Origin of the sequence: uncultured Oscillibacter sp., from assembly GCF_910579365.1 — a bacterium.
Lineage (GTDB): Bacteria > Bacillota > Clostridia > Oscillospirales > Oscillospiraceae > Oscillibacter.
This window is the reverse complement of sequence record NZ_CAJTUX010000008.1, coordinates 1-22,497: the sequence shown is the minus strand read 5'-3', so window position 1 is coordinate 22,497 and position 22,497 is coordinate 1. Positions and strand designations below refer to the sequence as shown.

At 60.8% G+C, this 22,497-nt stretch carries 25 protein-coding genes, 1 tRNA gene and 1 pseudogene; 20 read left to right on the top strand and 7 right to left on the bottom strand.

Annotation, left to right across the window (positions count from 1 at the left end; all coding sequences use genetic code 11):
• Nucleotides 1-4: 4 nt before the first annotated feature.
• The 11 genes from QZ329_RS03830 (at nucleotide 5) to QZ329_RS03780 (ending at nucleotide 8,826) form a co-directional block, all read left to right on the top strand.
• Nucleotides 5-499, top strand: a complete 495-nt coding sequence (locus QZ329_RS03830) for a chemotaxis protein CheW (RefSeq protein WP_295748477.1) — start codon at nucleotides 5-7, stop codon at nucleotides 497-499.
• 29 nt (nucleotides 500-528) lie between these two features.
• Nucleotides 529-1,365: a protein-glutamate O-methyltransferase CheR gene (locus tag QZ329_RS03825; RefSeq protein WP_295748475.1), complete on the top strand. Its 837-nt coding sequence runs from the start codon at nucleotides 529-531 to the stop codon at nucleotides 1,363-1,365.
• Between the two features lie 21 nt (nucleotides 1,366-1,386).
• On the top strand, nucleotides 1,387-2,427 hold the full coding sequence (locus tag QZ329_RS03820) for a chemotaxis response regulator protein-glutamate methylesterase (protein WP_295748473.1): 1,041 nt from the start codon (nucleotides 1,387-1,389) through the stop codon (nucleotides 2,425-2,427).
• A gap of 211 nt (nucleotides 2,428-2,638) precedes the next feature.
• The gene (locus QZ329_RS03815; RefSeq protein WP_295748471.1) at nucleotides 2,639-2,947 is read left to right on the top strand and encodes a flagellar biosynthesis anti-sigma factor FlgM; all 309 of its coding nucleotides are present in this window, start codon (nucleotides 2,639-2,641) and stop codon (nucleotides 2,945-2,947) included.
• A gap of 3 nt (nucleotides 2,948-2,950) precedes the next feature.
• Complete coding sequence (gene flgN / locus QZ329_RS03810; protein WP_295748469.1) at nucleotides 2,951-3,433, top strand: flagellar export chaperone FlgN; 483 nt, start codon at nucleotides 2,951-2,953, stop codon at nucleotides 3,431-3,433.
• Nucleotides 3,434-3,465: 32 nt separating this feature from the next.
• Nucleotides 3,466-5,808: a flagellar basal body rod C-terminal domain-containing protein gene (locus QZ329_RS03805; protein WP_295748468.1), complete on the top strand. Its 2,343-nt coding sequence runs from the start codon at nucleotides 3,466-3,468 to the stop codon at nucleotides 5,806-5,808.
• An 18-nt stretch (nucleotides 5,809-5,826) separates the two neighbouring features.
• Nucleotides 5,827-7,284: a hypothetical protein gene (locus QZ329_RS03800; RefSeq protein WP_295748466.1), complete on the top strand. Its 1,458-nt coding sequence runs from the start codon at nucleotides 5,827-5,829 to the stop codon at nucleotides 7,282-7,284.
• Nucleotides 7,285-7,332: 48 nt separating this feature from the next.
• The gene (locus tag QZ329_RS03795; RefSeq protein ID WP_295748464.1) at nucleotides 7,333-7,941 is read left to right on the top strand and encodes a DUF6470 family protein; all 609 of its coding nucleotides are present in this window, start codon (nucleotides 7,333-7,335) and stop codon (nucleotides 7,939-7,941) included.
• Nucleotides 7,938-8,399 carry a flagellar assembly protein FliW gene (locus tag QZ329_RS03790; protein WP_295748462.1) on the top strand — a complete coding sequence of 154 codons (462 nt, stop codon included), beginning with the start codon at nucleotides 7,938-7,940 and terminating at the stop codon, nucleotides 8,397-8,399. The genes QZ329_RS03795 and QZ329_RS03790 overlap by 4 nt, the downstream gene beginning before the upstream one ends.
• The gene (locus QZ329_RS03785; RefSeq protein ID WP_295748460.1) at nucleotides 8,393-8,656 is read left to right on the top strand and encodes a carbon storage regulator; all 264 of its coding nucleotides are present in this window, start codon (nucleotides 8,393-8,395) and stop codon (nucleotides 8,654-8,656) included. Before QZ329_RS03790 ends, QZ329_RS03785 begins: the two co-directional genes overlap by 7 nt.
• The gene (locus QZ329_RS03780; RefSeq protein WP_295748459.1) at nucleotides 8,653-8,826 is read left to right on the top strand and encodes a putative motility protein; all 174 of its coding nucleotides are present in this window, start codon (nucleotides 8,653-8,655) and stop codon (nucleotides 8,824-8,826) included. The genes QZ329_RS03785 and QZ329_RS03780 overlap by 4 nt, the downstream gene beginning before the upstream one ends.
• 64 nt (nucleotides 8,827-8,890) lie before the next feature.
• Here QZ329_RS03780 and lexA read toward each other — a convergent pair whose 3' ends face one another.
• The 3 genes from lexA to QZ329_RS03765 all read right to left on the bottom strand — a co-directional run bounded on the left by lexA (nucleotide 8,891) and on the right by QZ329_RS03765 (nucleotide 11,199).
• Nucleotides 8,891-9,481, bottom strand: coding sequence for a transcriptional repressor LexA (lexA, locus tag QZ329_RS03775; protein WP_295748457.1), 591 nt, complete (start codon nucleotides 9,479-9,481; stop codon nucleotides 8,891-8,893).
• Between the two features lie 145 nt (nucleotides 9,482-9,626).
• Entirely contained in the window at nucleotides 9,627-9,857 is a 231-nt protein-coding gene (secG, locus tag QZ329_RS03770) for a preprotein translocase subunit SecG (RefSeq protein WP_325257479.1), read from the bottom strand.
• Nucleotides 9,858-9,984: 127 nt separating this feature from the next.
• Nucleotides 9,985-11,199: a trypsin-like peptidase domain-containing protein gene (locus tag QZ329_RS03765; protein WP_295748453.1), complete on the bottom strand. Its 1,215-nt coding sequence runs from the start codon at nucleotides 11,197-11,199 to the stop codon at nucleotides 9,985-9,987.
• 292 nt (nucleotides 11,200-11,491) lie between these two features.
• Here QZ329_RS03765 and deoC point away from each other — a divergent pair, with 292 nt between their 5' ends.
• The 6 genes from deoC to QZ329_RS03735 all read left to right on the top strand — a co-directional run bounded on the left by deoC (nucleotide 11,492) and on the right by QZ329_RS03735 (nucleotide 18,053).
• The gene (gene deoC, locus QZ329_RS03760) at nucleotides 11,492-12,148 is read left to right on the top strand and encodes a deoxyribose-phosphate aldolase (protein WP_295748451.1); all 657 of its coding nucleotides are present in this window, start codon (nucleotides 11,492-11,494) and stop codon (nucleotides 12,146-12,148) included.
• 1 nt (nucleotide 12,149) lies between these two features.
• Nucleotides 12,150-12,866, top strand: a complete 717-nt coding sequence (gene deoD / locus QZ329_RS03755) for a purine-nucleoside phosphorylase (RefSeq protein ID WP_295748449.1) — start codon at nucleotides 12,150-12,152, stop codon at nucleotides 12,864-12,866.
• A gap of 189 nt (nucleotides 12,867-13,055) precedes the next feature.
• Nucleotides 13,056-14,252 carry a BMP family ABC transporter substrate-binding protein gene (locus QZ329_RS03750; RefSeq protein ID WP_295748447.1) on the top strand — a complete coding sequence of 399 codons (1,197 nt, stop codon included), beginning with the start codon at nucleotides 13,056-13,058 and terminating at the stop codon, nucleotides 14,250-14,252.
• A gap of 223 nt (nucleotides 14,253-14,475) precedes the next feature.
• Nucleotides 14,476-15,984: an ABC transporter ATP-binding protein gene (locus QZ329_RS03745; RefSeq protein ID WP_295748553.1), complete on the top strand. Its 1,509-nt coding sequence runs from the start codon at nucleotides 14,476-14,478 to the stop codon at nucleotides 15,982-15,984.
• A 3-nt stretch (nucleotides 15,985-15,987) separates the two neighbouring features.
• On the top strand, nucleotides 15,988-17,115 hold the full coding sequence (locus QZ329_RS03740; protein WP_295748445.1) for an ABC transporter permease: 1,128 nt from the start codon (nucleotides 15,988-15,990) through the stop codon (nucleotides 17,113-17,115).
• Nucleotides 17,112-18,053, top strand: coding sequence for an ABC transporter permease (locus tag QZ329_RS03735; RefSeq protein WP_295748443.1), 942 nt, complete (start codon nucleotides 17,112-17,114; stop codon nucleotides 18,051-18,053). Before QZ329_RS03740 ends, QZ329_RS03735 begins: the two co-directional genes overlap by 4 nt.
• A 101-nt stretch (nucleotides 18,054-18,154) precedes the next feature.
• On the opposite strand, the gene QZ329_RS03730 is transcribed toward QZ329_RS03735, so the two are convergent.
• The 3 genes from QZ329_RS03730 to QZ329_RS03720 form a co-directional block, all read right to left on the bottom strand.
• Nucleotides 18,155-18,850 carry an LrgB family protein gene (locus tag QZ329_RS03730; RefSeq protein WP_295748442.1) on the bottom strand — a complete coding sequence of 232 codons (696 nt, stop codon included), beginning with the start codon at nucleotides 18,848-18,850 and terminating at the stop codon, nucleotides 18,155-18,157.
• Nucleotides 18,843-19,202, bottom strand: coding sequence for a CidA/LrgA family protein (locus QZ329_RS03725; protein ID WP_295748440.1), 360 nt, complete (start codon nucleotides 19,200-19,202; stop codon nucleotides 18,843-18,845). Before QZ329_RS03725 ends, QZ329_RS03730 begins: the two co-directional genes overlap by 8 nt.
• A gap of 150 nt (nucleotides 19,203-19,352) precedes the next feature.
• Nucleotides 19,353-19,429: transfer RNA gene (locus QZ329_RS03720), tRNA-Arg, on the bottom strand.
• 132 nt (nucleotides 19,430-19,561) lie between these two features.
• Here QZ329_RS03720 and QZ329_RS03715 point away from each other — a divergent pair.
• Both QZ329_RS03715 and QZ329_RS03710 read left to right on the top strand, forming a co-directional pair.
• The gene (locus QZ329_RS03715; protein WP_295748439.1) at nucleotides 19,562-20,710 is read left to right on the top strand and encodes a PepSY domain-containing protein; all 1,149 of its coding nucleotides are present in this window, start codon (nucleotides 19,562-19,564) and stop codon (nucleotides 20,708-20,710) included.
• A gap of 154 nt (nucleotides 20,711-20,864) precedes the next feature.
• Nucleotides 20,865-21,248, top strand: a complete 384-nt coding sequence (locus QZ329_RS03710) for a zinc ribbon domain-containing protein (protein ID WP_295748437.1) — start codon at nucleotides 20,865-20,867, stop codon at nucleotides 21,246-21,248.
• A 57-nt stretch (nucleotides 21,249-21,305) separates the two neighbouring features.
• Here the strand turns inward: QZ329_RS03710 and QZ329_RS03705 are convergent, their stop codons facing one another.
• Entirely contained in the window at nucleotides 21,306-22,049 is a 744-nt protein-coding gene (locus QZ329_RS03705) for an alpha/beta hydrolase-fold protein (RefSeq protein ID WP_295748435.1), read from the bottom strand.
• A 351-nt stretch (nucleotides 22,050-22,400) separates the two neighbouring features.
• On the opposite strand from QZ329_RS03705, the pseudogene QZ329_RS03700 reads away from it, so the two are divergent.
• Nucleotides 22,401-22,497 (top strand): annotated as a pseudogene (locus tag QZ329_RS03700) (flagellin); the annotation flags it as partial.

Genomic DNA, 22,497 nt, shown 5'->3' with positions numbered 1-22,497 from the left:
CGCAATGAGTAATGAAAACATCCTGTTTCAGGTGGAGGAAGACGAGGTGGAGAAGGCCGTTCCCGAGGACGAGGGCGCGGGCAGCCGGAAGCACCTGATCTTTACCGTGGACAATTTGAAGATCGGCATTGACGCCGAGCAGGTGGTGGAGATCATGAACACCTACTCCGCCACCTATCTTCCCATGATGCCGGACTATATCCAGGGCATCTTCAACATGCGGGGCCAGATCATCCCCATCATGGATATCCGTCTCCGCCTGGGAAAGCCCCCTGCGGAGGAAGGCATCCTGATCGTCATCGACTACAATAACAACCAGCTGGGCATTCAGGTGGACTCTGTGGACCTGATGCTGGACATTCCCGTGGAGAGCATCGTCCCCATCCCCTCCCAGAGCGCCCAGAAGCTGGTTTCTGGCATGTGCTCTCTGCCCGACGGCTCCGGCACCATGCTGGTGCTGGACTGCGAGCAGCTGATCGCCCACGGATACGGCGAGTAATCTTCTTCGTAAAAGCGGTGAACAAAACTATGGATACGGAAATGAAAACCGGCGGCGCGTTTGGCCCCATGACGATTTCAGACGCGGACTTCAAGCGGATGGTGAACTTCATCCAGTCCAGCTACGGCATTGACCTGAGCCAGAAAAAGCAGCTCATCACCAGCCGGCTTTCCCCGGCGCTGAAAAAGCTGGGGTACAAAACCTTCGCGGAGTTTGTCAACCACCTTCTGGACAAGAAGGAGAACGACGAGGTCACCTTGGTTCTCAACAAGCTGACCACCAACTATACCTTCTTCATGCGGGAGAAGGAACATCTGGACTATTTCTGCAATAATATTATTCCGGAGATCGTCCGCCGCCACGAGCGCGACAAGACCCTTGCCATCTGGAGCGCGGGCTGCTCCAGCGGAGAGGAACCCTATAACATCACCATGTTCCTCTACGATTATCTGGGTCCCCGAGCCAAGGAGTGGGACACCCGCATCCTGGCCACGGACATTTCGGCCCAGGCGCTGGCCAGCGCCCGGCGGGGGACCTATAACCTGCCGGACACCATCCCGCAGGACTGGAAGCGGAAGTATTTCACCCCCAACCGGGACGGCACCCATACCGCGTCTCCCGCCGTGAAGAACAACGTGATCTTCCAGACCTTTAACCTGATGGACCCCATCCGTTTTCGCCGGAAGTTCGACGTGATCTTCTGCCGGAACGTGATGATCTATTTCGATCAGCCCACCAAGGATGCCCTGGTCCGCCGGTTTTACGACGCCACCGTCCCTGGCGGTTATCTGCTGATCAGCGCCTCGGAAAACCTGAGCCAGAACGCGCCCTATCGCCGTTTGGCTACGGCGACCTTCCAAAAATAACAAGGAGGTGGTTCCCTCACGATGGAACTGGGGAAAAAAATCCGCGTCATGGTGGTGGATGACTCCGCCCTGGCCAGAAGTCTGATTATCAATGGGCTCTCCGCCCACCCAAGAATCGAGGTGGCGGGCTACGCCATCAACACGCTGGATGCGAAGCAGAAGATTCCCCGCCTGAAGCCCGACGTCATCACCATGGATGTGGAGATGCCGGGGCAAAGCGGTATTGACTTCCTGAAGGAATACATGCCCAGCAACCCGGTGCCGGTGATTTTGGTGTCCTCTTTGAACCTGAAGGTGTTTGACGCGCTGAACGCCGGCGCGGTGGACTTTGTCCGCAAGCCCGACGTGCAGGAGAGCAAAGAGGTCTTCATCACCAACCTCACGCAGAAGGTGCTGGTGGCCTCCATGGCCAAGGTCCGAAGCGCCCCGATGCGCAGCCCCTCCGTTGCGGTGGCCACGCCGAACCTGGGGGGCGGCTTGGCGCTGGACCGGGTGGTGGTGGGCCTGGGGGCCTCCACCGGCGGCACCGAGGCCACACTGGAGGTCATGCGCCGCCTCCCTGCGGATATTCCGCCCATGGTCATTGTGCAGCACATGCCCAAGGGCTTCACCCAGATGTACGCCGACCGGCTCAACCGCATCTGCAAAATGGAGGTCCGGGAGGCCAGAAACGGCGACGAGCTTCACCGGGGACTGGCCCTGGTGGCCCCGGCGGACCTCCAGTGCCGGGTGGTGCGCATTGGGGAGAAGTACACCGTCTCCTGTACGCCGGGGGAGAAGGTCAGCGGCCACCGCCCCTCGGTGGACGCGATGTTCCACTCCATGGCGGAGGTGGTCCGCTGCAAGATGGTGGGCATCATCATGACCGGCATGGGACAGGACGGGGCCGCGGGCCTGCTGGAGATGCGGAAGAAGGGCGCCTTCACCATCGGACAGGATAAGGAGTCCAGCGTGGTGTACGGGATGCCCATGGTGGCCAACGACATCGGCGCGGTCTGCGTGCAGGCCTCCTGCGAGAATGTGGCCAGCGTGCTGCTCCGGCATTTGAAGACGCTGCATTGAGTTTGAAATTGAAATAATTGGGAAAAACAGGCTTGGCTCCTTATGCGGGGGCGGGCTTGTTTTTTTGCGCGGGGAACGGCGGCTCCCTGGGGAAGAATTCTCCCGAAAGCAAGAAAAATCTGCCTTCCGTTCTTAACTTTCCGGCCGATTTGCCGATATGAATAATGAATAGTTAGAAATGGATTGCCGTCATTTGCAAAGGATGTGAGATATGATGCTGACTTCTACTGGTTCCGGCCCCATCTCGACCATCAGCCGGACGAAACCGTATTTCCCCGCTCAGAAGCGGAGCGGGCTGTCCCAGCCTGCCTCCGGGCACAACTATGATTCCGCCGAGTTTTCCGCGCCGGCGGGGCGGAAGAGCTTCCAGATGGAAATGGTCAGCCGCCTCTCTCAGGAGGTGCGGACCGCCAATACCACCGGCGACATTCAGGAGCTGCGCCGGAAGGTGTCCACCGGGGAGTACCGGCCGGACCCCATGGCCATTGCCGGGCGGATGCTGTTTTTGGTGGAGGAGTGAGAAATGGAAGAGCTGTTTCGTTCCTACCTCTCCTTCCTGAGCGCCCTGGGTCAGGGGCTGGAGAATTTGACGGTGCTGTCCGAGCGGAAGCTGGCCGCCGCCCAGGCGGATGATTTGGCCGCGCTGAACGAACTTTTGAATCAGGAGCAGGCCCTGAGCCTCTCCTTCCGCGGGCTGGAGCAGACCCGCGACAAGCTGCTGCCCCAGCTGGGGTTGACCGGCGTCCCCTTGACCAAGGTTCCGGACCGCTGTCCCCCCGCCCTCCAGGCGGAGGCCCGGCAGACGGTGGAGAACCTGCGGGAAAAATACCGCGTTTACCAGCAGGCCGCCGGGAAGACCCGGACCGTTCTGGAGCGGAACCTTCAGGAGGTGGAACGGGTTTTGGCCGAGATGGGCGGTCCCCCTGCCGAGGCGGCGGGCCCCGGTTACCACAGTGAGTCGGAGACCGCGCCCCCCCCGTCCATGCGGACGGATTTTCGCTGCTGACACCGTTCGAGATAAAAGGAGTTTTATAAGTTATGAGCATTGGCACGTTTGGTTCTTTTACTCAGGCCCGCCTGGCGATCTATGCCTCCCAGACCGGCCTGACTGTTACCGGCAATAACATTTCCAACATCAACACCCCGGGTTATACCCGCCAGAGACTGGACCAGAGCAGCCTCTACACCGTGGGAAGCGACCGCTACTACGCCGAGGGCGACGTGCGGGTGGGACAGGGCGTCATTGTGAACAGCCTCTCCCAGATTCGCAGTCCCTATCTGGACATCCGCTTCCGCAAAGAGAGCGCCAGCGTGGGCCATATGGACGCCATGCTGGAAGGACTCAACAGCATTGCCAGCATTCTGGACGAGGTGGGCAAGGGCGACGAGAGCAAGGACGAGGGCGGCTTCGGCGTCCTGGGTCTGGAGATCAAGAAGCTGTTCACTGCCCTTCAGGACCTGACGGACCAGACCGGCCACCAGGAGTACGACAACAGCGTCCGGGCCTCGGCGGACGCCCTGGTGAAGAAGTTCAACTCCTACGCCAGCCAGCTGGAGCAGGTGCGGCAGAACACCCTGACCGACTTCCATCAGGATATTGAGAAGGTCAACGGCATCCTCAACAACATCCGTGAACTGAACGAGGAGATCCGCAAGTGCGACATTCACGGCGACAACGCCCTGGAGCTGCGGGACGAGCGGAACCTCCAGATCGACGAGCTCTCCAAGCTGGTGAAGATCGACGTGACCTACAGCATGGAGGAGTTCAGCTACGGCGTGGAGATCGAAAAGCTGACCATCCGCCTGGGCAACGCCAACCCCAACGGGGCCATTGAGACGGACTCCAGCCTTCTGATCGACGGTATTTACGGCGCCCAGCTCATTTTGGAGCAGGTGCCGGAGGAGAACCCGGCTTATAACAAGGACCTGAACCCCGGGGACCCCGGATACGTGGGCAAGTACCTCAAGCCCAACGGCGAGGATACCGACGACCCCGCCGAGGCCCGTCAGATTGACAACTCCAATCTGAACATGACCGTGTCCGAGCTGCGCAGCAAGATCGGCCGCCTCCTCTACACCAACAGCAAGGGCCCGGAGGAGCTGATCGACAAAACTGACGCTGCCGCCATGAAGGACGCGCTGGAAGCCCTGGCCAAGGGCGGCGTCATTACGGAGAATGACAAACCCACCGCCAACGACATCACGCTTACCAAGTATAAGCAGGTCCACCGGCGGAACCCCAACGGCACCTTCGTCTATGAGGCGGACGGCAAGACGCCGGTTTACGATTACTACAAGCAGGTGGTGGTTCAGACCGCCTCCAAGCCCGTGGAGCTGGACGACAACGACCTCTATGGCGAGCTCCAGGCCGAACGGGAGCTGCTGACGGAGCAGGGCCAGTTTTCGGATCTCAGCGTCATCGCCGAGAAGGATATGACGGGCCCCTACCGCACCGGCGATGAGAGCGCCTCCGGCAAGCGGGGCATCCCCTATTTCCAGAAAACGCTGGACCTTCTGGCCAACCAGCTGGCCAACGCCTTCAACGCCGCCAACCAGGGCTTCCGGGTGGACGACAAGGGGAATTACATCACCGAGGGCACCAACGCCGCGGGGAAACCGGCGGGCGTGCCGGTGACCATCACCGCCGGCGGCGTGACGCATACGCTGAATAAGAACGATACCTGGGATAAACTGGACCCGGCCATTCAGCAGGAGCTCCAGAATCAGACGGGTCTGACCTATCAGGCCAAGCCCGACAACCTCAAGGAGATCGTCGACGCCTACCTCAAGGGGCCGGATTACGACCCCGCCGATCCCACCTCGGAGAAATGGAAGGAGACCGCCAGAGGCATCTTCGACGGCGGCGTCCTCTTCAGCAACCACCCCGCCGGGAACGACCCCTCCGGCATCACCGCCGCCAACATCAGCATCTCCCAGATTTGGAAGGACGCGGACGCCCTGATTGTCCGCAGCTTCGAGTGCCCGCCGGGAGAGCTGGAGCCCGCCTCCGGACAAAGCAGCAACATCCTGCACCTCCGGGGCCTGTTCTCCGAGAAGATGGACTACATTCCCAACGTCCTGCCGGGGACTGAGGGCGCCAGCGACGGCATCATGTTCACCGGCACCTTCTACGAGATGTGGAACCGCATCGGTTCCACCCTGGGCGAGGACCAGAGCCTCACCGGCACCATGCTGGACACCGCCTATGAAAACGCCCTGCAAATCGACCAGAACCGGGACTCCGTCTCGTCCGTGGACTTCAACGATGAGGCCATGAACCTGATGATGTACTCCAAGTCCTATAACGCCGCATGCCGGCTGATGACCACCATTGACAGCGTGCTTGACAAGCTGATTAACAACACCGGTTTGACGACCTGATAAGGAGGAGAAGCTCTGATGATTACGCGCACAACCACTGTCGGCACGCTGAAAGGCTACCGCTACAACCTGAATACGTCCAACACCAACATGGCCAAGAGCATGACCACGGTGTTCACCGGAAGGGCTTTCAACACCTATGCCGAGGACCCCGCTCTTGCCACCCGCTGCTTCCAGCTGCGCAGTTCCTTTATGCGCACCAAGAGCCAGCTGACGGTGAACAACTCCGTCTGGCATAAATACGACCAGGCCTGGCAGGTGAAGGAGAATATCTCCACCGACATTTACGCCCTGTCGGACGACGCGGTGTTTGCCGACCTGATCCGGGGCGAGAACGGGGCCACGGCCTCCGGCCGGAAAGCCCTGGGCCAGTCCATGGCCGCCAAGGCCCAGAGCATCGTTCAAAAAATGAACACCCGCTATGGCGACAACTATATCTTCGCCGGCGCGGACACGCTGAACGTTCCCTTCACCTGGGACGGTCCGCGGATGAACCCCAGCTATTTGGACCCCAATACCGTCCTGGACCCCAAGGATGAAAAATACGCCGCGGCCTACCAGTATATGGCCGACCCCGCCAAAGTGGCGGACGGCGTGAAGTACACCAACGACATCAGCGAGGCCCTGACGGAGCCGGTGCTGAACAAGGATTATGACCCCGACGACCCGTCCAAGGGCGGCAAGTATATGGCGCAGGTGGTGACGGACCCCCACCAGCCCACCACCGACGACGAGGCCCTGGCCCTGCGGGTGGAGGTGATGAACCCCAGCTATAAGGCGGACACGGGATTCAAATACCTGAAGGAAGACGGAACCGGCACCAACAACGTGGAGGAGGCGCAGCACAACGCCCTGTGCTACCGGGGCGTGCCCGTGGACTCCATGGACCCGGAGGACCAGAGGAAGCTGAACTACTTCGTCAACAGCGAGAAAAAGTATATGGACCTGGGCCTGGGCTTCAAGGAGGAAAACGGCGAGGCGGTTTCCTCCAGCGTGTTTGACGCCTCCCTCCAGGGCATCTACTACCTGGGCAACTTCGGCACCGAAGAGGTGGAGGTCACGATGGGCGAGGGGGACGACGCCGTAAAGCGGACCGTCACCGTGCCCAACAACATGGTCTCCATCATCCAGCGCATGGGCGAGATTCTCCAGCGCTGCGACGAGGACGACGGCCACTTCGCCAGCGAGGAGGAAGAGGCGGAGTTCAAGGCCCTGGCCGGGAAGTTTGAGGATACCAAGGGTCTCCTGATTCAGCGCTGGACGGAGCTGGACACCGAGACCGGCTTCCTCAAGGACAATACGGAGCTTCTTACCGAGACGGCGGAGACGCTGAATCTCCAGATCACGGAGCTGGAGGATGTGGACCCGGCGGCGGCCATTACGGAGTATATGTTTGCCCGTTACGCCTACGACACCGCCCTGAAGGTGGGCAACAGCATCCTCTCCCAGAGTCTGATGGATTATATCGGTCTGTAAGGAGATTATAAGAGATTATAAGTAGAGAAAGGAGTGCGCCATTGATCTATGGAACAGCTGCTTGAGATTACCAGAGTGCCCATCGAAATTGAGATGCGGACGTCCCGGGCCCAGCTGCAGTATACCCGCGGCACGGCGGAGCTGGAGATCTCCCGGGACAAAAAGGGACTGAGTATCAAGAGCCGGCCCATTCAGCTGAATGTGGACACATTTGAGATGCGCCAGTCCATCGTTCCCACTGCTGTCCGCAGCATCGAGCAGAGCGCCCAGAAAGGCCAGCAGGCTGCGTACAGCGCCACTGCCGCCCTTGCCCAGGAAGGAGAACTGTATTTGAAAGCCCAGATCGGCGAGGATGTGCAGTCCCGGCTTGCCAAAACGGCCATCAGCCAGGAGATGTACAGTCAGCCCGCCATGGATTTCATGCCCTCCGTGGGCCCGGAGATTGATTGGGACCCCGGCGAGCTGAACATCCGCTATGAGATGGATAAGCTGAACTTCGACTGGCGGGTCAACAAGACCGAGTTCGAGTTCATCCCCGGCGACATTGAGATTTCCGTAAAGCAGAAGCCGGAGATTATCATCAAGTATATCGGCGGGCCGCTGTACGTGCCCCCCTCTGCCGATCCCGATTACGAGCCGGTGGATGTGAAGGCATGACAGAGATTTTAAAGCTGGAGACCAAGTACTTCGGAGAGATCGAGTGCGAGGCCAAGGACGCGATTTGCTTTCCCGCCGGCCTATTCGGCTTTGAGGAGGAGCATGACTTCCTCCTGATGCCGTTTGACGGAAGCGGCGGCAGCATGCTGTGCCTTCAGAGCATGACAACCCCGGCCCTGGCCTTTGTGGTGCTGGACCCCTTCTCCTTTCTGCCGGACTACGCGCCGGTGCTGGAGGAGGCGGAGCTGCGGCAGTTCGGTGTGAAGGACGCGGGGGAGCTGGGGTTCTATGTGATGTGCGCGCTGAAAAACCCCGTGTCGGAAAGTACGGTAAACCTGAAGTGCCCCTTGGTCATCCATCCGGAGACCCGGCAGGCCCGGCAGGTGATTATGGGCCGGTATGAAATGCGGCACCCCCTGGCGGAGTTTGGCCGCGGGGAGGAGGACGCATCTTGCTGATTTTGCAGCGCAAACCCGGTGAGTCCCTGGTGATTGGGGAGAATATCTCCATCTCCGTGGTGTCCATTGAGGGGGGACGGGTCCGACTGGCCATTTCCGCGCCCCAAGAGATTTCCATCCTCCGCAGCGAGCTTTTGGACGCCACGGCGGCCAACCGGGACTCCGCTGTGGAAGAGGCGGCCCCTGCCGAGCTGCTGGGGCTGCTGGGCGCTCTTCCCTCGGACAAAAACAAGCAGAAAGGAGAAGAAAAACCATGAATGAAGTCGCTCTCGCCTCCATGCAGATCAGCTCTGCGCGGCTGGCCACGCAGTATGCCATGTCTCTTCAGAAGCAGACCATGTCGGACATGGAGCAGCAGGCGATGGGAGAGCTGGAAATGCTTCCTCCCACCCCCGGCCTGGGCGAGTATATTGATACGTATGCTTGAGTATGCCTGAGAAAGAAGCGGCGGCAGAGCGCGAAGCGCCCTGCCGCCGTTTTGCCATCTGATGTTAATAATGCCGGATCACGGCGGTGACCTTTCCCAGGATTCTGGCATAGGTCCCGTCGATGGGGGAGTAGAGTTCATTCTCCGGCATGAGCCAGACCTGCCCATCCCGGAGGGAGAGGCGCTTTACCGTGGCTTCATCCTCCAGCAGGGCCACCACAATCTCGCCATGGTGGGCGGTGGGCTGGCTGTGGACCACCACCAGGTCGCCGGGAAGGATGCCGGCGTTGATCATGGACTCGCCCCGGACCCGCAGGGCGAAATGCTCCCCCTCCCGGCCCCCGGCGTCAAAGGTCAAATAGTCCTCAATGCACTCCTCCGCCAGGATAGGACTGCCGGCGGCCACGCTGCCCAGGATGGGCACCTGGTTTTTCGGCGCGGGAGGCTCCGTTAGGGCGATGGCACGGCCCTTTCCGGCCCCTTTGATAATGACGCCCGCCTCCTCCAGGTGCTTGAGATGGAAGTGAACGGTAGAAGGAGACTTCAGTCCCACCTCGTCGCCGATCTCCCGAACAGAGGGAGGATAGCCCTGGGTTTGGATGCAGGAGACGATGTAGTCGTAAACTCTCTGCTGCATGTGAGTGAGCTTTACCATAGCAAACCTCCTGAGCGCACGATGAAAGGGTAAAAATATTTTTTCTATTATAACACATCGAAAACAAAAAAGCAAACATTTGTTCTGAACTTTTTTCGAAAAAATCGCCCCCCAGGGAGAGCCCTGAGAGGCGGTCTTCACTTGCTCAGCCGAGAATCAGCAGGACCAGGGTCAAAATCAGGAACAGCGCGCCGATCCACTTGGTGGCCCGGGCGAGCTTGGCGTCCATGGTCTTGGCCTTGTTTTTGGCGAGGAAGGAGTCGGCCACGCCGCCGATGGCGCCGGAGAGTCCGGCGCTCTTGCCGGACTGGAACAGCACGATCAGGATGATGCCCAGGCCGCAGAGGAGCTGCAAAATGGTGATGGCAATTTTCAAAACGTTCAACCTCCAGATGAAATCACGCAGCGCGTGAAGCGTATTTGACAATTTTTTATATTACCACAGGTTTTCTCGGTTTTCAAGTACTATTCGAGAAAATACAGCGGGGAATTCCGCCGCCCCATCAGCCCGCCGCCTCCATAACCGCCGCCACTGAGGACAGCGGCAGCCCGGGCGCGGTCCAGTCCGCCTCCAGAATCGGGGTCAGGGGGACGGAGAGATAGAGATTGTTGCCTCCTGTATAGGCGGCGGTGGTGATACCGGCCGCGTGGCCATAGACGTTCAGCAGCGCGCCGCCGCTGCTGCCGGGGGAGATGTCGGCGGTGTTGATGACGCAGGGAGTGGTGAAGTGGTTCGTCTGGTGGTTGACGGCGCTGATGATGCCCTCGCTGACCGTCAGGGAGATGCCCAGGGGAGCCCCCAGGGTATAGACCCGGTCGCCAGGACGGAGCTCCGGTTCCTCCGCGATTTTCAGGTAGGAGAAAAAGGGCGTGGGGACCTTGTCCGTGGAGATGTTGGAGATCCGCAGCAGAGCCAGGTCCGCACCGGGGTCGCAGAAAACCACCCGCTCCACCCGGTAGGTCTCCCCGGTAATCAGGGTGACGGTGGCCTCCACCACGTTTTGAATGGTGTGGTAGTTGGTGACGGCCAAGCCGTCCCGGGAGACGAAGAAGCCGCTGCCGCCGTTGTCAATGCGGCCCTTCTGATAATGGTCCTCGGAATAATAGGTATCCAGCCGGAAGACGGCGGACATGTGCCGGTCCACGATCTGCCGGGCGGTGAGCTCCTGGGCGAAGAGTCCCTCCGCCTCTGCCTCCGCCCGGGTGCAGAGGCCCGCTTCCACCAGCCGCTCCGCGGAGGTGACGCCCTCCTCGTCGGGGAAGGTCAGGGCGTCCCGGAGAATCTGGAGAGCCTTGCCCCGGGTGAGGGCCCCCTCATAGTCCTGGGCGGTGAGGCCGATGCGCCGGGCGTAGACCGCCGCCCCCGCCTCCGGCGCGTCTGCGGAGAGGTAGCCCAGCAGGCGCAGCAGGGCGGCGCAGAACTCCTCCGCCGAGATTTCTCCGTCCTGGGGGACGGTGCGGCTCAGCAGGCCCCGGGTCTTGACGGCGCTGAGGGCGGCGGAACCGGCGGCGTTGGAGCCGGAAAAGCGAATCAGCAGCGTTGCCGCCTCCTCCCGGGTGATGGGCTGGTCCAGCCCCTTCGAGCTGTCCGGCAGCACGTGGAGGGCGGTCAGGGTCTCCGCCGCCCGGCGGGATTCCCCCTCCAGAGCGGCGGCGGAGGGAAGCGCGCCCAGAAGCAGAGCCAAGGCGCAGAGAAGGGAAAGCAGTCGTTTTTTCATGGGTGAGCCTCCGTATCAAATCTTCGTCCCATTTTAGCACGGCGGAACCGGCTTTGCAAGTAGGGGCGGACTCTATCCCGCCCCGTTCCCCGAAAGGCCGGCATTCCCAGGAGAGCGGACGCGGGCAGAGCCTTTGTCCCTGGAAAACCCTGGGGAAAATAAAATGCGCGGCAAGAAGCGCTCCTGTAAGCGCCGTACTGGACAGAATGGGAAAACTCTGCTATAATTATAATGGTAGACCTTTCCCGCGCAGCGGAAGTAAATCAAATTTATAATAAAGGAGTGTGCTGAAATGGAACTGAAAGAAATTCTTGGAAAGTGCGACCATACCCTTTTGGCCCAGGGAGCCACCTGGGAGGAGATCAAGGCTATCTGTGACGACGGTATGAAATACGCGTGCGCCAGCGTCTGCATCCCCGCCAGCTATGTCAAGCAGGCGGCGGAGTATGTGGAAGGCAAGCTGGCCATCTGCACCGTCATCGGTTTCCCCAACGGCTATGACACCACCGCCGCCAAGTGCTTCATGGCCACGGACGCCGTGGACAACGGCGCGGAGGAAGTGGACATGGTCATCAATATCGGCTGGGTGAAGGACAAGAAATGGGACGCGCTGCTGGAGGAGATTAAGGCCATCAAGGCCGCCTGCAAGGGCAAGCTGCTGAAGGTCATCATCGAGTGCTGCCTGCTCACCGGCGAGGAGAAGGTCAAGATGTGCGAGATTGTCACCGCCTCCGGCGCGGAGTATATCAAGACCTCCACCGGCTTCGGCGGCGGCGGAGCCACCCGGGAGGATGTGGCCCTCTTCGCTAAGCACGTGGGCCCCAACGTGAAGATCAAGGCCGCCGGCGGCATCGCCGACCTGAAGGACGCGGAGGACTTCATCCGCCTGGGCGCCTCCCGCCTGGGCACCAGCCGGATTGTCAAGGCTGTGAAGGCTATGGAGGGCTGACATGGGAACGCCCCACAATGAGGCGGCTCAGGGCGACTTCGCCGGGACGGTACTGATGCCCGGCGACCCCCTCCGGGCGAAGTTCATCGCGGAGACCTTTTTTCAGGACGCCCGGCTGGTGAACAACGTCCGGGGCATCCAGGGCTGGACCGGGACATATAAGGGCGTCCCGGTGTCCGCCATGGCCTCCGGCATGGGCATGCCCAGCATCGGCATTTATTCCCATGAGCTTTTTCACTTTTACGGCGTGGACAACATCATCCGCGTGGGCACCACCGGGGCCCTGTCCGAGAAGCTGAAGCTCCGGGACCTGGTGATCGCCCAGGGGGCCTGCACGGACTCCAACTTCGCCCATCATTTCCAGCTGCCGGGGACCTTCGCCCCCATTGCGGACTTCCGGCTGCTGGAGACAGCCGTGGCGGCGGCCCGGGAGCGGGGGGTGGAGCCCCCGGTAGGGAACATCCTCAGCTCCGACGTGTTCTATTATAAACATGGCAGCGGCCTGGAATGGGCCCCCATGGGGGTCCTGGCCATCGACATGGAGACGGCGTGCCTCTATATGAACGCCGCCGAGGCCGGGAAGCGGGCTCTGACCATCTGCACCGTCACGGACAATCTGGTGACAGGGGAGAATCTGCCCCCGAAGGAGCGGCAGTCCTCCTTGTTCCAGATGATGGAGATTGCCCTGGAGACCGCCGTGAAGATGGCAAAACCGTGAGAGACGGCCTGGGACTTTCGGGAATTTTTGTGAAATACGAACGAGAATCGCCCTTGGATTCCGGCTAAAAGGAAAACATTTTGTAAAGCGGTTGAAATTCAGGAAAAGAATTGATATAATGGGCTTGGCCCGCAGAGGCCGACCTCTGGCCGGAGCCGGAGGAACATACTGTAAGGAAGGTTGATTCCAATGAAGAAGTTATTTGCGATCTTGCTGACATTGGCGATGGCGCTGTCTCTGGCCGCCTGCGGCGGCAATGACTCCGGCAGCTCCAACGATTCCGGCAGCACCGGCGATAGTCAGCAGCAAGAGCCTGCCACCACGCCCGACGATAACGGCGGCGACGAAGGCGCCGGCGACATCCGCGTCGCCATGATCACCGACTACGGCGACATCACCGACCAGTCCTTCAACCAGACCACCTACGAGGCCAGTAAGGCTTGGAGCGAGGCCAACGGCGTGGACTTCACCTACTACAAGCCCGCCGGCGACTCTACCGCCGAGCGTGTGGCCATGGTGGAGAAGGCTGCGGACGAGGGCTACACCGTCATCGTCATGCCCGGCTTCGCCTTCGGCGAGACCATCGCCCAGGTGGCCGACATCTATCCGGAGCTGACCTTCATCGCTCTGGACGTCAGCGAGGGCGACCTGGGCGGCATGGCCGTTCCCAGCAACGTCTACTGCGCTGTGTATAAGGAAGAGCTGGCGGGCTACATGGCCGGTGTTGCCGCCGTGAAGCTGGGCTACACCCACCTGGGCTATCTGGGCGGCATGGCCGTTCCCGCTGTGCAGCGCTTTGGCTATGGCTTCGTCCAGGGCGTGGACGCCGCTGCCGGCGAGCTGAGCGTGGACGCCACGGTGGAGTATGTCTACGGCAACCAGTTCTTCGGCGACCCCGACATCACCGCTTACGCGGACAACTGGTATCAGAACCTGGGCGTGCAGGCCATCTTCGCCTGCGGCGGCGGCATCTGCACCTCCGCCGGTGAGGCGGCCGCCAAGGTCCCCGGCGCCAAGGTCATCGGCGTGGACGTGGACCAGAGCTTCACCCTGGACGCCGCCTACGGCGAGGGCGTGACCCTGACCTCCGCCATGAAGGGCCTGGCCGCCACGGTCAACCACATGCTGGATGAGGTTGCTGCCGGCAACTTCGGCAACTACGGCGGCAAGGCCGAGGCTCTGGGCCTGGTCTCCGGCGACGATCCCTCCGCCAACTACGTCCTGCTGCCCATGGATACTACCCAGTGGGGCGACGGTTTCTCTCAGGACAATTACAAGGCCCTGGTGAAGGATATGTTCGACGGAAAGATCACCGTGTCCGACGACATCTCCGCCATGCCCGCCGTTTCCAACATCACCGTGAACGATCTGGGCAACATCAAGTAAAAAAGCGCCAAACCAAACGAGGACGGGATATTTCCCGTCCTCGTTTTTGTTGGGCGGACAGGCAGTTTTTGGAAAAAGGTCAACCTTGTGAAAATTTGCAAAAAATCCTTTGAAATTCCCGGCGGGATATGGTATAATAAACAGGAACCATTATTCTCACAGACGGTTCGAGGAAACAGAGAAGGAGGAGGTTGTGAAATTGGAACAGAGTTACGCCATTGAGATGCTGAATATCACCAAGCGCTTTCCCGGCATCGTGGCCAACGACAATATCACCCTGCAACTGAAAAAAGGCGAGATTCACGCGTTGCTCGGCGAAAACGGCGCCGGAAAATCCACGCTGATGAGCGTGCTGTTCGGCCTGTACCAGCCGGAAGAGGGCGTCATCAAGAAGGATGGACAGGTGGTATCCATCAAGGACCCCAACGACGCCAACGACCTTGGCATTGGTATGGTGCACCAGCACTTCAAGCTGGTGGAGTGTTTCACCGTGCTGGACAACATTATCATGGGTGTGGAGCCCTGCAAGCATGGCTTCCTTCAAAAGGCGGAGGCCCGGGAGAAGGTGGTGGCCCTTTCGGAGAAGTATGGTCTCCACGTGGACCCCGACGCCCTGGTGGAGGACATCACCGTGGGCATGCAGCAGCGCACCGAGATTTTGAAGATGCTCTACCGGGATAATGAGATTTTGATCTTTGACGAGCCCACCGCCGTGCTGACCCCCCAGGAGATCGACGAGCTGATGCAGATCATGAAGAATCTGGCGGCGGAGGGGAAGAGCCTGCTCTTCATTTCCCACAAGCTCAACGAGATCATGACTGTGGCGGACCGCTGCTCCGTTCTGCGCAAGGGCAGATACATCGGCACCGTGGACATCGCCAGCAGCTCTCAGGAGGAGCTGAGCCGGATGATGGTGGGCCGGGACGTCAGCTTTGCCGTCGAGAAGGTCCCCGCCAAGCCCGGCGAGGTCGTTCTGGACGTAAAGGGGATTACCGTCGCCTCAAAGCGCCACAGCAACAACGCTGTCAAGGACGTTTCCTTCCAGGTCCGCCGGGGCGAAATCGTCTGCATCGCCGGTATCGACGGCAACGGGCAGACGGAGCTGGTCTATGGTTTGACGGGACTGGAGCCCCTGAAGAGCGGCCAGCTGATTCTGGCGGGGCAGGACATTACCCATGTCCCCATCCGCAAGCGGTCCACCTCCGGCATGAGCCACATTCCCGAGGACCGGCACAAGCACGGTCTGGTGCTGGACTACACGCTGGAGGACAACATGGTGCTTCAGCGCTATTTTGAGAGTCACTTCGTCACCCCCGCCGGCTTCCTCAAGCGCAAGGCCATCCGGGAGTACGCCGTGGGGCTCATCGATCAGTACGACGTCCGGTCCGGACAGGGCCCCATTACGGCGGCCCGGAGCATGTCCGGCGGCAACCAGCAAAAGGCCATCATCGCCCGGGAGATCGACAAGTCCCCGGAGCTGCTTATCGCCGTTCAGCCCACCCGGGGCCTGGACGTGGGCGCCATTGAGTACATACACAAGCAGATCGTGGCCCAGCGGGACGCCGGAAAGGGCGTGCTGCTGGTGAGCCTGGAGCTGGACGAGGTCATGAACGTCTCCGACCGCATCCTGGTGATGTACGAGGGCGAGATCGTGGGCGAGTTCGACCCCAAGACCGTCACGGTGGAAGAACTGGGCCTGTACATGGCCGGCGCGAAAAGGGAGGGAGCGTAAGACATGAAAAAGGAAAAAACGTCCCTGCTGCGCAACGGCGCGGTCCAGTCTCTGCTGGCCTCGCTGCTGTGCATTCTGCTGGGCCTGATAGTGGGGTATGTGGCCTTGCTGCTCATCAATCCCGCCGGGGCCAATGGGGCCATTGTGGCCATCGTGGAAAACTTCATGACCTACTCCAAATCCACCGCCCAGCTGCGCTATTTCGGCAGCACCCTGGTGAAGACCGCTCCGTTGCTGATGTGCAGCCTGTCGGTGCTCTTCGCCTATAAGGTGGGCCTGTTCAACATCGGCGCGGCGGGGCAGTACGTGGTGGGCACCGGCGCGTGCCTGTACTGCGCCCTGGGGCTGAAGCTGCCCTGGTTCGCCTGCCTCATCGCCGCCATCGCCGCCGGGGCCGCCCTGGGCGCCATCTCCGGCGTGCTGAAGGCTTACTGCAACGTCAACGAGGTCATCTCCTGCATCATGCTGAACTGGATCAGCCTCTATGCCGTGAACATGCTGCTGACCCTGGTGAAGGAGGAGACCAGCCCCTATACCTTTACCCTGGCCAGCACCAACGAGGGGGCGATCCTGCCCTCCCTGGGTCTGGGCGCGCTGTTCAGCAAGAATCAGTATGTGGGCCTGGCCATTCCTCTGGCCGTTCTTGTGGCCATTCTGGTGTGGGTCCTGCTGGAGAAGACCAAGCTGGGCTATGAGCTGAAGGCCACCGGCTGCAACAAGTTTGCCGCCAAGTACTGCGGCATGCGGGAGAAGAAGAACCTGATTCTCACCATGGCCATCGCGGGGGGCCTGGCCTCCATGGGCGCGGCCATGCTGTTCCTCACCGGGTTCGAGCAGTGGCAGTGCACCCAGTCCGCCGTCCCCGCCATGGGCTTCAACGGCATCGCCGCCGCCTTCCTGGGCGGGCTGAACCCCATTGGCGCGATTTTCTCCTCCTATTTCATTCAGCACATCACCAACGGCGGCGCGTATGTGGATAAGACCATGTACTCCTCGCAGATCTCCGACTTTATCTCCGCTTTGATTATCTATCTGTGCGGCTTCGTTCTCTTCTTCAAGATGGCGCTGAACAGCTGGCTCAACCGCCGGGATGAGAAGAAGGCCGCCGGGAAAGGAGGCGACGGGAAATGATCCTCCTGCTGCAATATACGCTGATTTTCGCGTCCGTGCTGCTTCTGGTGGCCCTGGGCGGCTGCTTCTCGGAGCATTCCGGCGTCATCAACATCGGCCTGGAGGGCATCATGGTCATGGGCGCCCTGGGCGGCGCGCTGATGATGAAGTTCCTGCCGGACAGTACTCCCGCCATCGGCATGATTTTGCTGGTGGTGCTGGCTGCCATCCTGCTGGGCATGCTGTACTCCCTGCTGCTGGCGGTGGCCGCCATCAACTTCAAGGCGGACCAGACTCTGGTGGGCACCGCCATGAACCTGCTGGGCACCGCGGCGGCCACGGTCTTCGTCAAGGCCATGAACACCGCCGAGAGCGTGGACAATGTGTCCTCCACCATTCAGTACATCAACGCCAAGAAGGCCTTCCTGGTGAACATCGGCAGCTTTGAGTTCAACTGGTTCATGCTGCTGGCCCTGCTGGCTCTCATCGGCTCCTACGTCTCCTTGTACAAGACCCGCTTCGGCCTGCGGCTCATGGCCTGCGGCGAGCATCCCCAGGCGGCGGACAGCGTGGGCATCAACGTCTATAAGATGCGTTATGCCGGCGTGCTGATCTCCGGTATGCTGGGAGGTTTGGGCGGCATCGTGTACATCACCGCCGGCGTCAGCGAGTGGAAGTTTGAAAACGGCGTGGCGGGCTTCGGCTTCCTGGCCCTGGCCGTCATGATCTTCGGCCAGTGGAAGCCCACCCGCATCGCCCTGGCGGCGCTGCTGTTCGGCTTCTTCCGGGCCCTGGGCAACGTGTACTCCGGCTTTGACATGCTGAAGGCCCTGAACCTCCCCGCCGCTGTGTACAACATGCTGCCCTACATCATCTCCCTGGTGGTGCTGGCCTTTACCTCCAAGAAGTCCAGAGCCCCCAAGGCCGAGGGTGTCCCCTACGACAAGGGACAGAGATAAGTCCAAATTGTAGATATCTGTCGGAAAAATACGAACTGTATCAGAAAACCCCTGGCGCCGGACCGCGCCAGGGGTTTTTCGCAACGTTTCGGGCAGGCCGCCTAGGGCAGCAGATGAACGGCCAGGGGACAGAGCAGCGCCGTCAAAATCCCGGCCACAGCAATGGAGAGACTGCTCATGGCTCCCTCCACCGGCCCCATCTCCAGGGCCTTGGCGGTGCCGATGGCATGGGCGGCGGCGCCGATGCCCACGCCCTGCGCCACGGGGTCCGTAATGCGGAACAGCCTGCACACCCCTTGGGCGGCGAGGTTCCCAAAGATGCCGGTGAGGATGATGACGGCGGTGGTCAGGGCGGGGATGCCCCCCAGCTCGGCGGAGACGTCGGTTCCGATGGCGGTGGTGACGGACTTGGGCAGCAGGCTGACGGCAGCGGAGCGGTCCATGTGAAAGGCCCAGGCCAGAACCAGAATGGCGCCCACGCTGACAGCGGCTCCGGCTCCGATGCCGGAGAGAATGGCGGCGGTGTGGTTCCGCAGGGCTTCCCATTGCTCGTAGAGGGGCACGGCCAGACTGACGGTGGCGGGAAGGAGCAGATAGCTCACGGGAGCGGCGCTGGCCTGATAGTCCGGGTAGGGAATCCGGCAGAGCCGGAGAAAGAGGACAACAAAAAGAGCGCCCAGCAGCAGGGGATTGCACCAAGCCCGCCCGGTTTTCCGCTGCAAGAAGGTCCCCAGGGCAAAGGCGGCCAGGGTCAGCAGCACGCCCCAGACGGCCCCCGTGGTCAAAAGCTCAGTCATGCCGGGCCTCCTTTCTCCGGATAACCGCCTGCGTAATCCGTCCGGCGGCGGCCATCACCAAAACCGTCACCAAGGTCACAGCCAGCAGGACGGGAAGCCACATCGCCCTCAGCACACTCCCCAACTCCATGATCCCAGCGGCCCCCGGCACAAAGAGCAGCGGAAAGACGGCAATCAAGAATCCCGCCGTCTCCTTCACCTGATCCAGCCGCACCAACCCAGTCTTCAAAGCAAGCAGCAGCAGCGCCAGCCCATAAATACTGGCCGGCACAGGAAGAGGCAGCAGCGCATGAAGCACCTCCCCCAAAAAGCAAAAGCCCAAAATCCGTAAAAACTGAAAAACAAACTTCATCCCCATACCTCCACAAAATAAATCCCCGCACGCCGTCCCCCCCTCGGACGGAATCCGCAGATTCCGTCCGAAAGCGAAGAAATTCCCCGTCCGGCGGAGCTTTCCGCCCCTGCGGGGCGGGAAGCGCAGCGGTAAGGGGAATTTCTGAGCTGGCACCCTGGACTGGAGTCGAACCAGCGGCCTAACGCTTAGGAGGCGTTCGCTCTATCCTACTGAGCTACCAGGGCATATGGAAGGGCAATGCAATTATTTTACCTGTTTTTTTCCAGCCTGTCAATCCCAAAACGCACAGAATCCCCTCTGGACATTTCCTCCGCGCCCCGTTATAATGAAGCCATACAAAAAGGATGGTGATTCATATGCCCCCCGAGCGAAAGGAAACCAATGAAAAGCGGCTGATCCGCTGGCTGCTGACGGCCACCGTTGTCCTCCTGGCGGCGGTGCTGGGTCTTCAGCTTTGGCAGATATTCGGCGGAAAAGCCCAGACTCCGCCGCCGGCGCAGCAGGCCGGGGCGATGCCCCAGAGTACGGAGACACGGGACGCTCCGGACGCCTCCAATAAAAAGGATATCATTGAGGCGGTGCTGCTGCAAAACAGCAGCCTGTCCGCCGGAAGTCTGGAGGAGCTGAGCCGGGAGGAGCTGGTGCAGCTGCTTCAAACCGGCGCGCCGGGCCTGCCCATCGGATTCTCCGCCGCGGCCGAGGCCGTGGAGAAGTACGCCGGCACATGGGAGACAAACGCCGTCACCTGGGAGGCGGAGCCGGAGCTGGACGAGACGCCCGCCCACTATGAAGTGGAGCTCCGCCACCCCACTCTGGGGGAGTTTAACTATAAGGTGGACGCTTATACCGGCGAGGTGCTGGAGGGGACGCCCGACATTCTCCAGGTTTATGCCGCCGCCCCGGATGCCGGGATGCCCTCCGCCCCCTCCGAAGGAGAGGATCAAACGGCTTCCCCCGCGCCCTCCGAAGGGAAGACCCCCGGGGAATCCGCGCCGTCTTCCGCCCCTGCCGGAAATCCGGCCCCCTCCCAGTCCGCCGGCCAGACTGCCCTGATTGGCGAGGCCGAGGCGGAGCGCGCTGCTCTGGCCGACGCTGGGCTTCAGGAGAGCGGCACGGTTTACTGCAACGCCTGGCTGGAATACGACGACGGCCGCCCGGAGCATTACGAGGTGGAGTTTGCCACGGCGGAACGACGCTATGAGTACGAGATCGGCCTCTACGACGGGGCTGTGCTGAAGCGGGAGGAGAAGGTCCTCAGTCATGTCTCCGCCGCCGCTTCCGCCGCCGGGGGAGGCGGAACCCTCATCGGCGAGGCGGCCGCCAAGTCCGCCGCATTCGCCCATGCCGGGGTTCAGGAGGCGGACGCCGTGAAAGTCAAATGCAAACTGGATTGGGAGGACGGCGTCCAGGTCTATGAGGTGGAGTTTGAAGTGGGGCGGATGGAGTACGACTACGAAATCAACGCCGCCACCGGCGCGGTTTTGAAAGCGGAAATGGACGATTGAGCCGCCGATTGAAAACGAACTGTAAAACATGGGGGAATTCTGTTGCGTTTCCCAAATGGATGCGTTATACTAGGTCTCACAATCGGCAGGATGACGGAATCAAGAGGCCGAAGCCTGCCAAGGCAGGTTCAAAATATGAAAGGGGACCAACAACATGGCGTTTAATTTTGACGAACTGACCCGCAAGGCAAAGGATGTGGCCAACCGGGCCGCAGACCGGACCAAGGACGCCGCCGAGCTGGTGAAGATCAACGTCGCCATCGCCGGCGAGCAGAAGGAGATCGACAAGAACTACCGCGCTATCGGCGAGTGGTTTGTCAGCGAGTATGAGGGCGAGATTCCCGACGCGGTGCGGGAGGCGGTGGAGGCCGTCAGCGCTTCCAAGGCTAAGATTGCCGAGCTGGAGGCCAGCAAGCCTGTGAAGGAAGAGCCCGCCGAAGAGGCGGAGGAGGACTTCGCCGGAAAGAAGTGCCCCATCTGCGGCGCGGAGTCCGACAGCAAGTTCTGCCCCCAGTGCGGCGCGCCCATGGGCGAGTGATTTTTTCAGAACGAGAGCAAAGAAAAGGGACTGCCTGGGCAGTCCCTTTTTGGGCGCTCATTCCGGGAGGACGTTGGGCAGGAAGTAGCGAATCTGTTTTTTCCACCAGGGCCAGTCGTGGTTCACGTCAAGGCCCCAATAATCCACCCAGGCCCGGATGCCCTTGGCCCGCAGCACGGCGTCCAAACGCCGGGTGCCTGCCAGCAGCTGCTCCTCCCAGGCGCCCTGTCCCACGCAGATTATGATCCTGCGCTGGTTGAAAAGCGACAGGTAGGGATGGTCCGGCGGCATGCCCGCCAGGCTGGCGCAGGGGTCGTTGGCATAGACCACTTCGTCCATATAGCCGTTGTACATGTCATAGGTATCGTAAACGCCGGAAAGGGCGATGACGCTGTCAAAGATATCGGGCCGCCGGAAAAACAGATTCCCCGCGTGGTAGGCCCCCATGGAGAACCCCGTGGACAGCAGAGCCTGCCTTGTGCCGTTGATCTCCCGGATGCGGGGGACCAGCTCCTCCGTCAGGTAATTCACCCAGGCTTCGTGCCGCCGCACCCGGTCATAGGGGTTCCCGTCCACCTGGGAGACCGTCTCCCGGTCAATGGTGTCTGCGGTGAAGAGCTGGAGCTTCCCGCCCTCCAGATAGTCTTCCAGGGTCTCCAGCATGCCGAAGCCCTCCCAGTCGAAAAACCGGCCGTTCTGGCAGGGGAAGACCAGGGCGGGTTTGCCTCCGTGGCCGTATACTTTGAATTCCATTTCCCGGCCCAGGCGGCTGCTGTATTCCTTATAATATTCGATGCGCATGAGACGCCTCCTCCTTTAAACAAATCTTGCGCCGCTGTCAGTGTATCATAAAGCGCCCCGAAGGGCAAGGCGCAGTTTCCGCCTCCGCCGGGGCACGGAAGGGTTCTTTGAAATTTTTTGGCCGCGCCCTTAATTTCGTGAAAAAAGTGCCGATAAGACTATTGAACGGATTCAGCGTCAGCTGATCCCAAGGGCCCCAAAAGGTTTCACCTGGTCCGCGCGGCCGGTTGAAATACCGTACCGGCGGCAGAAGGTCCGGGCAGTCCGGCCGGTTGCCCGGGCCAGAGGCCGCCACCACCCAAGCGGACGGACGCAAGGATCGCGTCCGGAATTTAAATAAGGAGATTTGTTATGCGTATTCAGCACAATATTATGGCGATGAACGCCTACCGCAACTACAACATCAACACCAGCGCGCTCTCTAAGAACCTGGAGAAGCTGTCTTCCG